The organism is Burkholderia sp. Bmkn7 (assembly GCF_041103175.1).
Lineage (GTDB): Bacteria > Pseudomonadota > Gammaproteobacteria > Burkholderiales > Burkholderiaceae > Burkholderia > Burkholderia cepacia.
This window is the reverse complement of the sequence record NZ_JBGCUH010000002.1, coordinates 1,439,036-1,452,850: the sequence shown is the minus strand read 5'-3', so window position 1 is coordinate 1,452,850 and position 13,815 is coordinate 1,439,036. Positions and strand designations below refer to the sequence as shown.

Below are 13,815 nucleotides of genomic sequence, written 5' to 3'. Positions count from 1 at the left end.
GTCATTCGATCGATCGATATTCTACTTGACACAATTTTATCAACTGGAATAATTCTTCCACTTGGAATAAATTGGACACCGGAATGTCGACGCCGCAAGACCCGCCACAGCAAGCAGATCGTCAGGAAAACGGAACAACACCGCGAAACGGAAGCGGCTCGGGAGGCAAATCCGGAAACGGATCGAAACGGCGCATCCTGCTCGTCGTCGCCGTGCTCGCGGCGATCGGCGGCGCCGTCTGGCTCGGCCGCTGGTGGACGGTCGGCCGTTTCATCGAAAGTACCAACGACGCGTACCTGCAGGCGGACAGCATGACTGCCGCGCCGAAGGTCGCCGGCTACGTGACCGATGTGTATGTCCGCGACAACCAGGCCGTGAAGGCCGGCGATCCGCTCGTGCGACTCGACGTCCGCCAGTACCAGGTTGCGCTCGCGCAATCGCTTGCGACCGTCGATGCACGCCGCGCGGATATCGCACGCGCCGAGGCCGACATCAGCCAGCAGCGTGCAAATCTCGAACAGGCCGACGCGCAGGCGAAGGTGTCGCGGATCAATGCGCAGCACGCCGGCGACGAATACGCGCGTTATGCGCCGCTCGCGGCGACCGGTGCGGAGACGCACGAACGTGTGGCAGACCTGAAGAGCACGCGCGATCAGGCGGTCGCGACGCTCGCCGCGAACACTGCGTCGATCGCGGCCGCACGCACGCAGATCGCGTCGTTCACCGCCCAGCTCCAGCAGGCGCGCGCGCAGCTCGAAGCCGCGCAGGCCAGTGCCGCACAGGCGCAGCTCGACCTCGACAACACGATCGTGCGCAGCACCCTCGCCGGCCGCGTCGGCGATCGCACGGTGCGCGTCGGTCAATACGTGCAGCCCGGCACGCGCCTGCTGACCGTGGTGCCCGTCGATTCGATCTACCTCGTCGCGAACTTCAAGGAAACGCAGATCGGCAACATGCGTATCGGCCAGCGGGTCGAACTGCATGTCGACGCATTGCCGGACGGTGCGCTGTCCGGCGTCGTCGACAGCTTCGCACCCGGCACCGGCGCGCAGTTCGCCCTCCTGCCGCCCGAGAATGCGACCGGCAACTTCACGAAGATCGTCCAGCGCGTGCCGGTGCGCATCCGCCTCGCCGCGAACGCCCGCGCGCAGCGCATGCTGCTGCCGGGGCTGTCGGTGACGGTCGACGTCGATACACGCTCGGCCCGCGACGAGTCGCATCATGGCTGAACCGTCCGCCACGATGCCCGCGCCGCCGCATGAAGGCCGTGCGAGCGTGACCGACTGGATCGCGGTCGCGGCCGGCGCGCTCGGCGCGCTGATGGCGACGCTCGACATCTCGATCACGAATTCCGCGCTTCCGCAGATCCAGGGTGAAATCGGCGCGACCGGCACCGAAGGCACGTGGATCTCGACCGGCTACCTGATGTCGGAGATCGTGATGATCCCGCTCGCCGCGTGGCTCACCCGCGTGTTCGGGCTGCGCAATTTCCTGCTGACGAATTCCGCGCTGTTCATCGCGTTCTCGATGATGTGCGGCTGGTCGCATTCGCTGCCGATGATGATCGCCGGCCGGATCGGCCAGGGCTTCACCGGCGGCGCGCTGATCCCGACCGCGCAGACCATCATCCGCACGCGGCTGCCGCTGTCTCAGTTGCCGGTCGGCATGACGCTGTTCGGCCTGATCGTGCTGCTCGGGCCGCTGTTCGGCCCGGTGCTCGGCGGCTGGCTCGCGGAAAACGTGAACTGGAGCTGGTGCTTTTTCCTGAACCTGCCGGTGTGCGTGCTGTTGATGGGGCTGCTGTGGTTCGGGCTGCCGTCCGACCGTCCGCAATGGAGCACGTTCTTCAACGCCGACTGGCTCGGGATCGCCGGCCTCGCGATCGGGCTGAGCTCGCTCACCGTCGTGCTCGAGGAAGGCCAGCGCGAACGCTGGTTCGAATCGCAGATGATCGTCACGTTGAGCCTGGTGTCGCTCGCCGGGATGATCCTGATCGCGCTGTCGCAACGCTTCGCGAAGCGGCCGATCATGCGGCTGTCGCTGATGCGCAACCCGCGCTACGCGAGCGTGATCGTGATCGTGTCCGCGGTCGGTGCCGGCCTGTACGGCGTGTCCTACCTGCTGCCCCAGTTCCTCGCGATCGTCGCCGGCTACAACGCGGAACAGGCGGGTGCAATCATGCTGCTGTCGGGGCTGCCGGCCTTTCTCGTGATGCCGATCCTGCCGCGCCTGCTCGGCAAGGTCGATTTCCGCATCCTCGTGATCTCCGGGCTGCTGCTGTTCTGCCTGAGCTGCATGCTCGACATCAGCCTGACCGCGCAGAGCGTCGGCCACGACTTCGTCTGGTCGCAACTGATTCGCGGCGTCGCGCAGATGCTCGCGATGATGCCGCTCAACCAGGCATCGATGGCGGCCGTCGCACGCGAAGACTCCGGCGATGCAGCCGGGCTCTACAACATGGCACGCAACCTCGGCGGCTCGATCGGGCTCGCGATCATCGGCACCGTGATCGACCGGCGCACGACCTTCCATACGGCCGCGCTGCGCGAATCGGTGACGGCGAACTCGCTGATCGGGCAGGACCGGCTGTCGGCCTACGCGGCCAACTGGTTCGCACACACCGGCGATCTCGCGTATTCGAACATGCGCGCGCTCGGACAGCTGGCGCAACAGATCCAGGTCCAGGCCGTCGTGATGACCTATTCCGAAACCTTCTATCTGCTGGGCCTTGCACTGCTCGCCTGCGTGCCGCTCGCGCTGCTGCTGAGAACGCCGCGCGGGCCGCAGCCGATGTCGTCCGGCCACTGAACCGTCTTACGCGATGAAACCCTTCTTCCTGCCCCGCCGCCCCGTGCTCACGCTGTGTGCGGCCGCGTGCCTGCTCGCCGGCTGCACGGTCGGCCCCGACTACCGCGGCGCGCCCGCCACACCGGATGCGCAGATCTTCGTGCGCGCGCCGGCCTCCGGTGTCGACACCGCCGCGCCCGCGCCGAGCGCGTGGTGGCACGCGCTCAACGATCGCCAGCTCGACGACCTCATCACTGCGGCGCTCGCGTACAACCCCGATCTGCACGCTGCGCAGGCACGCTTGCGCGCATCGCGCGCGCAGCTCTCGCAACAGCGCGCGGCGCAGTTGCCGAAATCGTCCGCCACCGTCGCCGCCATCCGCATGCGCGAGCCGGACGTCGGCGCGCTCGGTTCGCTGCTGCCGTCGAACGGCTCGAACCAGTCGGGCAGTGCATCGCCGTCGCTGGGCGGCTCGGGTCCGCTGCAGCTCTATTCGGCAGGCTTCGACGCAACCTGGGAAATCGACCTGTTCGGCGGTACGCGCCGGGCGGTCGAAGCCGCGTCCGCGCAAGCAGAAGCAGTCGACGCCGATCTCGCCGACACGCAGGTGTCGATCGCGGCAGAAGTCGCGAACGCGTATGTCGACCTCCGCGACCAGCAGCAGCGGCTTGCGCTGTCGCGACGCACCGCCGAGTTGCAGCAGAAGATGCTTGAACTCACACAACAGCGCCGCGCGCGCGGCGTCGCGGCCGATGCCGACATCGAACGCCTGACGACACAGGTCGAGAACACGCGAGCCTCGCTGATCCCGCTCGACGCGCAAGTGACGGAATCGCTCGACCGGCTCGCGATCCTGACGGGGCGCGCGCCGGGTGCGCTCGACGCGGCGCTGACGACACCGGCCGCGCCGCTGCCGTCGCTGCCCGACAGCGTCGCGATCGGCGATCCGGCCACGCTGCTGAAGCAGCGCCCCGACATTCGCGCGGCCGAGCGCCGGCTCGCATCGAGCAATGCGCAGATCGGCGAGCATGTCGCCGATTACTTCCCGAAGGTGACGCTGCTCGGCGATCTCGGCTTCAGCGCGACGGACCCGGGCCACCTGCTCCGCAAGCAGAACTTCACGTGGGTCGGCGCGCCGTATCTGCAATGGAACATTCTCGACTTCGGGCGCACGCGCGGCGCGGTGCGCGCGGCCGAAGCATCGCGCGACGAAGCGGAAGCGAACTATCAGAAGGCGGTGCTCGGTGCGTTGCAGGATGCCAATACGGCATTGCAGCGCTACGGACACCAGCGCGAGCACGTCGTTGCGCTCACCAGGGTTCAAACCTCCGCCGTGCATTCGCGATCGCTGATGGATGAACGCTATCGCGCGGGCGTCGCATCGATGATCGACCTGCTCGATACGCAGCGCGAAGCGCTTTCCGCGCAACAGAACGTGATCGCCGGGCAGGCCGAACTGATCAAGGACTACGTGTCGGTGCAGAAGAGCCTCGGGCTCGGGTGGCAGACGGGCGCGGGTTGACGGTGAGTCGAGCGGTGCCGTGCGGCCGGGTTTGTCGCGGCTGCAACCGCATCGACCACGGCGACGCGCGGGACAGAAAAACCGTTTCGCGCGCCGCCCGTGACCACCCGATGAATCAGAAAAACTCGTTGAGCAGCCGATAGAAAGAGAAAGCGATCCGGCCCGGATCGGGCTGCCCGATTCCGTACCGGTCGACGAAAGGCGCGACCCATTCACTGCCGAGCTCGGCTTCGATATCTCGCCTCGGCGATTCGAGTCGCGCCTCGAACACGGTCGACGCAGTCGCACCAATTACGTATCGAACCGGAAACGATCGGCGAACTGTATTCAGCATTACTTTCTTCGTTGGCGCCGAATATTACAAATTACTGCCAATATTTTCAAAAATATTGCATTTATTCGCTTTAAATTTGTTTCATATAACCAAAAAAAGTTTGACACCCCGCTTTCGTTCTTGATACCGTCCGATGCAAGCAATCTGACAAATTGCTCACTGCGCAATCGCTTCTGCTCCACGTTTTTTTCGTTTCCGCCGCACCGAAGTGCCAGCCGCCGGCCGTATCGTTCGCGCGCCGGCCATGCGACATCCCGATGCATTTCATTGGACGACTGCCATCCGGCAGCGGGCCGAAGGATCGAATCAAATGAGCAGGACAACGAAACTGTTGCTCTAGCAATCCCGCCCGCGCCCAGTCCGCGCGACTGCACCGTATCGCGACGCAGCCCTCTCGCTACCGCATTTTCCGAATTTCGCCCCCGGAGAAACAACACCTTTCCGGATCGGGCGAAAGGCCCTGTCGCGTCCGCGCCATCCGCACGCATGCGACAGAAATCGGCGGTGCACGATCCGCACCGCTGTCGACCGTTGTTGTTCGTGCCGTTCGATGTTCAACCGGAGGGGTAATTCAAATGAATCAGGTTGCAGACAAGAATCAAAAGCACAATCGCTTCGTCAAGCTCGCCTTCGCCGCCGCGGCAGCCGCATCGTTCGGCATCGCGACCGTCCACGCCGCGCCCGCGGCCGGCTGGACGGAAACGCGCACCAAGGGCTTCCTGCCGCTCGTGCAGCAGAGCGAAGCCGGTACGGCCGGCGCGCCTGCCGCCAGCACGGCCGCCGCTGCCACGGCAGCCATCGAGATGGCACCCGGTGAATCGGTGGACATCGTGCTCGGACTGAACCTGCGCAACGAAGCACAGCTCGACCAATACCTGCACGACCTGCATACGCCCGGCTCGCCGCACTACCGGCAGTTCCTCACGCCGGCGCAGTTCGCCGCGCAATATGCACCGACCGACCAGCAGGTCGCCTCGGTCGTCGCGCACCTGCGCAAGGAAGGCTTCGTGAACATCGTGGTCGCACCGAACCGCCTGCTGGTGTCCGCGTCCGGCACCGCGGCGACCATCAAGTCCGCGTTCCGCACGACGCTCAAGCGCTTCACGCGCAACGGCCGCAGCGTCTATGCGAATACCGACGCCGCGCAGGTGCCGAATGCGATCGGCGGCGTCGTGGGCGCGGTGCTGGGCCTGCAGAACGTCGAACTGATGCACACGGGCGCGGGCAGCAAGCCGCAAGGCAACACCAGCAACCTGACGATTCCGGCCGGCGCATCGGCGGTGCCGCACAACCCGACCGAGTTCTCGTCGATCTACGGCGGCAACGGTACGCCGACGGCCTCGCAGACCACTGTCGGCATCATCTCCGAAGGCGACCTGTCGCAGACCGTGAGCGACCTCAACACGTTCGCCGCAAACAACGGCCTCGGCACGATCAGCAGCAGCATCGTGAAGACGGGCCCGTCCGGCAGTTCGTACACCGACACCGACGGCACCGTCGAATGGAACCTCGACAGCCAGTCGATCGTCGGCGCGGCCGGCGGCAGCGTGAAGCAGGTCGTGTTCTACGTCGCACCGTCGATGACGCTCACCGCGATCACCGCCGCGTACAACAAGGCCGTGACCGACAACGTCGCGAAGGTAATCAACGTGTCGCTCGGCGTGTGCGAATCGTCCGCGAACAGCACCGGCTCGCAGGCAACCGACGACACCATCTTCAAGCAGGCGATCGCGCAGGGGCAAACCTTCTCGGTATCCGCCGGCGACCACGGCGCATACGAATGCGCGGGCGGCACGCCGTCGCGCTCGACCTACACGGTGAGCGAGCCAGCAACGTCGCCGTACGTGATCGCAGTGGGCGGCACGACGCTGTTCACCAATACGTCGACCAACGCTTACAACAGCGAGATCGTCTGGAACGATCCGAGCTGGCAGCCGGGCACCGTGTGGTCGACGGGCGGCGGGTACAGCAAGTACGAAGCCGCGCCGTCGTGGCAATCGTCGAGCCTCACGGGATCGACCAAGCGCGCACTGCCCGACGTCGGCTTCGATGCCGACCTGCGCACCGGCGCGATACTCGTCGTGAACGGCCAGACGTCCGACACGCTGTGGGGCTCGGGCTACCTGAACAACGAAGGCGGCACGAGCCTCGCCGCGCCGATCTTCACGGGCATCTGGGCGCGGCTGCAGTCCGCGAACAACAATGCGCTCGGGTTCCCCGCGTCGAGCCTCTACAAGTACTTCCCGAGCAACGCGGCGCTGCTGCACGATGTCACGTCCGGCAACAACGGCAGCGGCACCTACGGCTACAAGGCGAAGGCCGGCTGGGACGCGACGACGGGTTTCGGCAGCGTGAACATCTCGAAGCTGAACGCGTTCATCCAGAGCACGCCGGATTTCGCGCGCTGATGAACCGATAACCGCCACGGTTCCGCGTGCGCACCGAAGCGCACGCATGGGGCCGGATGTGATCGCTAAAAAGACCCGCGATGGCTGAAAGGCCATCGCGGGTTTTTTGCATTCCGCGCAATCTCGCGGAGCGGCAACCGGCGCGACGACGCACGCGTCGAGCTTTCAATCGTTGCGCACGCAATTTTCATATTCGTTACCGGGCAGTGCCGGCTCGCTTACGGATTGCAAGGTGCACATACTGTTACACAACACACAGACAACTTCCGCGCGTGTCGTGCGTTTAACTGGATATATCGATTCGTTGCGGGACCACCACCATGCGAACACGACCTTGCCGCCTGCTCCGGCCGATGCCCCCAGAGCACGCGTTGACGGTCGCGGCACAGTGCTCAAGCCGATCGCGCGGCCCGCATGCCTGCCAACGCCGACACCACACCGAACGAACAACATGAACAACACCCGTGCACACCGCCCCGTCAGAACGCTGATCGCGTCGTCCCTCATCGTGTCGCTGCTCGGCCTCTCGGCCTGCAACAAGAACGGCGCCGCAGCCCCGCCGCTCCGGCCAGCGACGCAAGCGTGGCCGCGGCGGCACTGCCTGCCTCGACGCCCGTCGCCTACACGCCGCCGACGGCCGACCAGCTCTATCAGATGGTCGCGCCAGTCGCACTCTTCCCCGACAAGCTCGTCGCGCTGGTGCTCGCGGGTGCCACGTATCCGGACCAGGTCGCGGCCGCCAATAACTGGGTGACGCAGAATCCGTCGTTGAAGGGGCAGGCACTCGCAAGCGCCGCCGATACGCAGCCGTGGGACCCGTCCGTCAAGGCATTGACCGCGTTCCCCGCCGTGCTGTCGCAGATGGCGTCGAACCCGGCCTGGACCACGTCGCTCGGGCAGGCGTACTACAACGATCCGACCGACGTGATGAACGCGATCCAGGTGATGCGTCAGCGCGCGCAGACGTCCGGCCATCTCCGAACGGGCGGCCCGATGCGGGTCACGCAAGTCGCGCAGGCCGCACCGGCCGGCTATACACCGGACACCGATGCGCCCGTGGGCTACGCCGGGCCGGCGATCGTGCCGCCGCCCGTCCAGGCCATCGAGATCGAGTCCGCAGAGCCGGACGTCGTCTACGTCCCGTCTTACAACCCGACGGTCGTCTACGGCGAACCGGTTTCGACCTACCCCGGCTACGTGTATCGGCCGCCTTCATACAGCACGGGTGAAGTCGTTGCCGCCGGCGTGATCACGTTCGGCGTCGGCATCGCCGTCGGCGCCGCGACCTTCGGGCACCACGACTGGGGCTGGCATGCATGGGGCATGAACTGGGGCGCGCCGCATCCGGACGGCCCCCGCTGGAACGGCGGCTGGCAGCGGCCGGCCGTGGTGTACAACCACACCACGTACGTGTCGAAGTCGACCACGGTGATCAACAACATCACCAACATCCGCAACACGCGAATCACGAACAACTACGGCGGCAACGTCACCAACAACACGACGAACACGACGATCGAACGCAACACGATGCAGCCGGGCGGGGAGCCGATGCGCGGCCAGGTCATGGAGCAGCACCCGGGCGCCGCGCCGATGACGATGCCGCACTTCGGCGCGAATGACGCACGCCCCGGCGCGCGACCCTCGCCCGACGCGTTCGTGCAGAACCGCGCGAACGAATCGCATGCCGAAACACCGGCGCAACATGCACCCGGCGCGATGCGCGACGAGCGGCAGCAGGCAATGCAGCAGGCGCGTGCCGCGCAGGAAAATCGCGCGGTCGCGCAGCAACAGCAATTGCAGCAACAGCAGCGTAACGAGGCGCTGCAGCAACGCGAGGCGATGCAACAGCACAACGCGGCACAGCAGCAGCAACGTGAGGAAATGCAGCAACACAACGCAGCGGAGCAACAGCAGCGCGAGGAGATGCAGCAACGCAACGCAGCTCAGCAACAGCAGCGCGAAGAAATGCAGCAACGCAATGCAGCTCAGCAACAGCAGCGCGAAGAAATGCAGCAACGCAATGCAGCTCAGCAACAGCAGCGCGAAGAAACACAGCAACGCAACGAGGCTCAGCAGCAACCGCACAAGGAGATGCCGCCGCGCAACGAAGCGCAGCCGCAGGAACACGCGGCAACGCAGCCTCGGCAACCGGCTTCCGAGCACGCGTCAGCACCGCACCCTGCCGAGCCCCATCCGCCGCACGACTCGCGTGAGCATCGCGCCGAGTGAAACGCAACCCGTCACGGCAGCGCGGCATTCGCGCTGCCGGCCGGCGAAGCTCGCACCTCGCCGCCATGCGAAGACAGCACGGCCGCACACGCCGTGCGCCGCCATGTTTCGCGCACCCGCGCGGCCTTGCCGCACCACTCACTCGGCCCAGTTCCGGACGTAGTCCGGCACCGGCATGTTGCCGTCGGCATGAACCGGTGCGCCGCGCGTCGTCTTCAGCGGCAGGACTCCCGTCCAGACAGCGAGCGCGAGATCTTCATCCTTGTCGGAAGGCAGCGAATCGCTGACCTTCACCGCCGCTTCCGCAAGCGCAATCCGCAGCACGCTGGTCGCATTGATTTCCTTCTCGTTGCCGGGCCGCGCATCATGCTTGCGACCGGGTGCGATCTTGTCCATCAACGCATCCAGCGCCGCCAGCTTGTCGTCACGGCCCGCCACGACGTCGAACCGCCCGTAGATCACCGCGGATCGATAATTCATCGAATGGTTGAAGGCCGATCTGGCCAGCACGAGCCCGTCCAGCAACGTGATCGCGACGGAGGCCGGCGCGCCCGCCGACAGCGCCTTGATCATCCGGCTACCGTTGGACCCGTGAATATAGAGGTCATCGCCCCGTCTCCAGTGCGCGGTCGGGATGCAATGCGTGTCGTCGCCTGCACCGAACGCGATGTGGCAGACGTAGGCTTCGTCCACGATGCGATGAAGCGTCGTGCGATCGCGACTCGCCAATTCCGGCAGGCGGCGAATGGTGGTGCGGGGTGTGGAAGCGATGACGGTCTGGTCTTTCATGTTTCGTTTTCCTGTTCGCGCGCCCTTGCGCACATCGAGCGGCGCGCGTTCCGGCAAGGCTCGATGATCCGCACGGAATACATTTGTACTGCGAAGTTAATCGAATTGAACGCGCGCGACTTCCACGCCTGAACGACCGATCGATCGCCCCGTCGACAGTCGCGCTTCAAATCGATCAAAATACGCGCGTGCCGCAATCGGGGACGATCGCCGGAAGGCCCCGCGCACCGGCCGGCACCGCGAGAACGTGAACGATACGATGCGCGCCGAATCTTCAAAAGAACCAGCTCACCGAAAAATTCTGGAACCAGCCCATGGATCTCGCGCTGCTCCGCTCATCGCTTTCCAGACAGGACGGCACGACACGCCACAGCCAGCAGGAGGCCCTCTACCGGAGCCTGCGCAACATGCTGCTGGACGGGCATATCCCGTCCGGCACACGGCTCGTGTCGACCCGCGTGCTCGCGGCCGAGTTGGGCATCGCGCGCAATTCGGCGGTCTATGCGTACGAGCGCCTTGCCGAGGAAGGCTTCGTGTCGGCCACGCGCAACGGTACGATCACGCGCTGGGACGGATGCGGCCGTTCGAGCGCCGGGCTCGAGAGCGGGCCGGCCACGGTTCGCTTGTCCGAGCGCGTGCACGGGCTGGAGAACGCCGATCCCGAACCCGAACGCATGCTGCCGTTCGTTCCCGGTCTTCCGTCGCTCGACGAATTCCCCGTTGCCCAATGGCGCCGTTGCATCGAGCGTGCATGGAAAGTCATCAAGCCCGCGCAGCTCGCATACGGTCCGGTCGAAGGGCTGCCCGAATTGCGGCGTGCCGTGGCGGCCTATATTCGCGTCTCGCGAGGCGTGCGCTGCGAAACAGGCCAGGTATTCATCACCGACGGCACGCAAGGCAGCCTCGAACTGTGCGCGCGCATGCTGGCGAATCCCGGCGAACCCGGCTGGCTCGAGAACCCCTGCTACAACGGCGCCCGTACCGCATTCCGCTCGACCGGCCTCGATATCGTGCCGATCGAGGTCGACCACGAAGGGATGGCGCCCACCGACGAACAGTGGCGCACCCGGCCGCCCCGGCTGATCTATACGACGCCGTCGCATCAATACCCGCTCGGCGCGCTGATGAGCCCCCGGCGACGAGCGGCGCTCGTCGAGCACGCACGTGCGTGCGGCGCGTGGATCATCGAGGACGACTACGACAGCGAGTTCCGCCACGACGGCGAGCCGCTGCCCGCGATCCAGGGCCTGCATGCCGACGCACCGGTCTGCTATCTCGGCACCTTCAGCAAGACGATGTTTCCCGCCCTTCGGCTCGGCTTCATGGTGGTTCCGCCGATTCTGGTCGACCGCTTCACCCGGACGCTGCGCGAACTCGTTCATCGCGGCCACCCGGCCGATCAACTCGCGATGGCCGAGTTCATCGACACCGGCCTCTTTGCGCGGCACCTGCGCAGGATGAGGACGCTGTATGCCGAGCGGCGGAACAACCTGGAAACGGCACTCGCCCGCCACCTCGGCACCGCGCTGTGCGTTCGGGAAAGCCCGGGCGGCATGCATCTGTCGGCGGATCTCGCGCTTCCGCTGCGCGATACCGACGTCACCCGCGCCGCAGCCTCGCGTGGCCTGCTGCTTCAGCCGCTGAGCAGCTACCGGGTCGGCGACGGCCGGCCGTACAACGGCTTCGTGCTGGGATACTCCGGGCTGAGCGATGCGACGATCGAGACCGCGACGATGCAGCTCGCAGCCGTCATCGACGAGCAGAGCCGCACGCGTGGCTGAGGGTCACACGCGGCATCCTCGCTCACAGTTGCGATTCCAGCGGAAACAGCCCGAGAAACCAGACTTCCATCCGCCGCCCGGCCGACACTTCCGGTTCGTGATCGAGCTCGGTGACCTTCCCGTCCGAATCGGTCTGAATCCACTTGAGCTGCCCGTTGCCTGCCGCATCGGTCCTCGGCTCGACGCGCCACGCGATTCGATCGAGCCGCGCTTCCAGATCGTTCGCCACCTGCGACGCAATCGCCGGGCTCTCGCAGTAAACGCCGATCTCCGTATTGAGGTTCAGCGAACGCGGATCGAGATTCATCGAACCGATGAAAATGCTCTTGTGGTCGAACACGTAGGTCTTCGCATGCAGCGACGCACGCGACGATCCGATGATGACCTGCTTCGAGATGCTCTTGTCGCCCGACGGCCGCCGTTCGTAAAGTCGCACGCCGGCTGCTACGAGGTCGCTCCGGTAATGCCGGTAGCCCGCATGCACGGCCGCCACGTCGGTCGACGCGAGGGAATTGGTCAGCACCGTGACGCGCACGCCGCGCGCCGTGAGCGCGCGCAGCCGCTCGACGACATCCTTGCCCGGCACGAAATACGGCGACACGATCAGCAGGTCATGTTCGGGCTGCAACGCGAGCGCCCGCAGTTGCGGCATCAAATGCCCGTCGCTGTCCTTCGGCGCGTGCGCGATCTTCGACGGATCGTCGTACAGCACCGTTGCGCGCCCCCACGACAGTTCCGTGCCCTGCCCGTGAACGATCCGGTCGAGCCGCTGCCTGGCCTCGAGCACGTACGGATTGTCCTCCATGGCCCTCAGGTAGTCGCGCAACCGTTCGCGCTCGCGGTCCAGCCCGCCCGGTGCCGCCTCGTGCCCGACCAGCGCGCTGATCGGATACGCGTACGGGGAATTCCAGAAGGTGTCGAATTCGGTCGAGATGTCCTTCACGACCGGGCCGTGGACGACGACATCGAGATCGCCGAACTCCAGCATCGACGATGCGCCGAAATACTCGTCGCCGATATTGCGGCCGCCGACGATCGCCGCCTGGTTGTCCGCGATCATCGCCTTGTTGTGCATGCGCCGGTTGACGCGCGCGAACTCGAACACCGTGCCGATCTTCTTGAACCGCCGCGTGGCGACCGGATTGAACAGCCTGATCTCGATGTTCGGGTGCGAACTGATCTCGAGCAGCTTGCGGTCGTCCGCGTTCGTGCCGAGATCGTCGAGCAGCGCACGGACGCGGACGCCGCGATCCGCCGCGCGAATGATCGCGTCGGCCAGTTCGTGCCCGGTCAGGTCGTCGTGCCAGATGTAGTACTGAAGGTCGAGCGAACGGTCCGCGCGATCGGCGAGCAACACGCGTGCATCCAGCGCGTCGACCGGATCGGTCAGCAGGTGAAACGCGTCCTGCCCGGGATGGGCGCTGGCTTGCTGCTGGAACGCGACGCCCAGCCGCGTGTCGTCCGTATCGGTGTACGCGTGCGTCGGCGCGCGATCGGCCTGCGGCGGCAGGCTCGCGCATGCGACGAGCGCCAGCAACGAAAGAATCGCACCCCACGAACGCAGCATGGTCATGATTGCCGTCCCGCTCCCGGCCGAAGTCTGTTTGTTCTCGCCGCCGGATGGATCGCGGGGCTGCCTGGTTTTCGTTCGGCCGTACCCGGTGTCGCGTGTGGAACGGCCGCGCTACAGCATACTTCGATTGACAGCGGCGCGGCACCCTCTCGGTACTTTCCTGATCGCGGCACGCGTCCATACAAAGAAAAACCCGCGACGCATGAAGCCATCGCGGGTTCTCGGCATGCGGCGCGAGCGCGCGCATGAAATCTGGTGGGCCCGGCGGGGTTCGAACCCGCGACCAATCGATTATGAGTCGACTGCTCTAACCGCTGAGCTACAAGCCCTGAAAAGAATCGAAGCGTGTCACACGCTGCCCCGGCAAAGAAGCCGGGCCGGCATTGTAA

General features: G+C 65.7%; 7 protein-coding genes, 1 tRNA gene and 2 pseudogenes. 6 read left to right on the top strand and 4 right to left on the bottom strand.

Features of this window, described 5'->3' with window-relative positions; all coding sequences use genetic code 11:
- Positions 1-83: 83 nt before the first annotated feature.
- The 3 genes from AB3K92_RS12515 to AB3K92_RS12505 are packed head-to-tail and all read left to right on the top strand — an operon-like array spanning position 84 to position 4,309.
- Entirely contained in the window at positions 84-1,229 is a 1,146-nt protein-coding gene (locus AB3K92_RS12515; protein ID WP_369465187.1) for an HlyD family secretion protein, read from the top strand.
- Entirely contained in the window at positions 1,222-2,808 is a 1,587-nt protein-coding gene (locus AB3K92_RS12510; RefSeq protein WP_021160866.1) for an MDR family MFS transporter, read from the top strand. Before AB3K92_RS12515 ends, AB3K92_RS12510 begins: the two co-directional genes overlap by 8 nt.
- Positions 2,809-2,821: 13 nt before the next feature.
- Positions 2,822-4,309 carry an efflux transporter outer membrane subunit gene (locus tag AB3K92_RS12505; protein ID WP_369465186.1) on the top strand — a complete coding sequence of 496 codons (1,488 nt, stop codon included), beginning with the start codon at positions 2,822-2,824 and terminating at the stop codon, positions 4,307-4,309.
- A 115-nt stretch (positions 4,310-4,424) separates the two neighbouring features.
- Here the strand turns inward: AB3K92_RS12505 and AB3K92_RS12500 are convergent.
- Positions 4,425-4,550 (bottom strand): annotated as a pseudogene (locus AB3K92_RS12500) (APH(3') family aminoglycoside O-phosphotransferase); the annotation flags it as partial.
- A 668-nt stretch (positions 4,551-5,218) separates the two neighbouring features.
- Between AB3K92_RS12500 and AB3K92_RS12495 the strand changes: the two are divergent.
- Both AB3K92_RS12495 and AB3K92_RS12490 read left to right on the top strand, forming a co-directional pair.
- Positions 5,219-7,051 (top strand): protease pro-enzyme activation domain-containing protein, encoded by a 1,833-nt coding sequence (locus AB3K92_RS12495; RefSeq protein ID WP_021160862.1) that lies wholly within the window; start codon positions 5,219-5,221, stop codon positions 7,049-7,051.
- A gap of 451 nt (positions 7,052-7,502) precedes the next feature.
- Positions 7,503-9,283, top strand: a pseudogene (locus AB3K92_RS12490) (DUF3300 domain-containing protein).
- Positions 9,284-9,421: 138 nt separating this feature from the next.
- Here AB3K92_RS12490 and AB3K92_RS12485 read toward each other — a convergent pair.
- A complete protein-coding gene (locus AB3K92_RS12485) occupies positions 9,422-10,072 on the bottom strand; it encodes a pyridoxamine 5'-phosphate oxidase family protein (RefSeq protein ID WP_048022149.1) in 651 nt (216 codons plus the stop codon).
- A 314-nt stretch (positions 10,073-10,386) separates the two neighbouring features.
- On the opposite strand from AB3K92_RS12485, the gene AB3K92_RS12480 reads away from it, so the two are divergent.
- The gene (locus tag AB3K92_RS12480) at positions 10,387-11,853 is read left to right on the top strand and encodes a PLP-dependent aminotransferase family protein (protein ID WP_369465185.1); all 1,467 of its coding nucleotides are present in this window, start codon (positions 10,387-10,389) and stop codon (positions 11,851-11,853) included.
- Positions 11,854-11,875: 22 nt separating this feature from the next.
- Here AB3K92_RS12480 and AB3K92_RS12475 read toward each other — a convergent pair whose 3' ends face one another.
- Together AB3K92_RS12475 and AB3K92_RS12470 are read right to left on the bottom strand one after the other, a co-directional pair.
- Complete coding sequence (locus AB3K92_RS12475) at positions 11,876-13,426, bottom strand: phospholipase D family protein (RefSeq protein WP_059815078.1); 1,551 nt, start codon at positions 13,424-13,426, stop codon at positions 11,876-11,878.
- Positions 13,427-13,679: 253 nt separating this feature from the next.
- A tRNA-Ile gene (locus tag AB3K92_RS12470) sits at positions 13,680-13,755 on the bottom strand.
- Positions 13,756-13,815 lie beyond the last annotated feature (60 nt).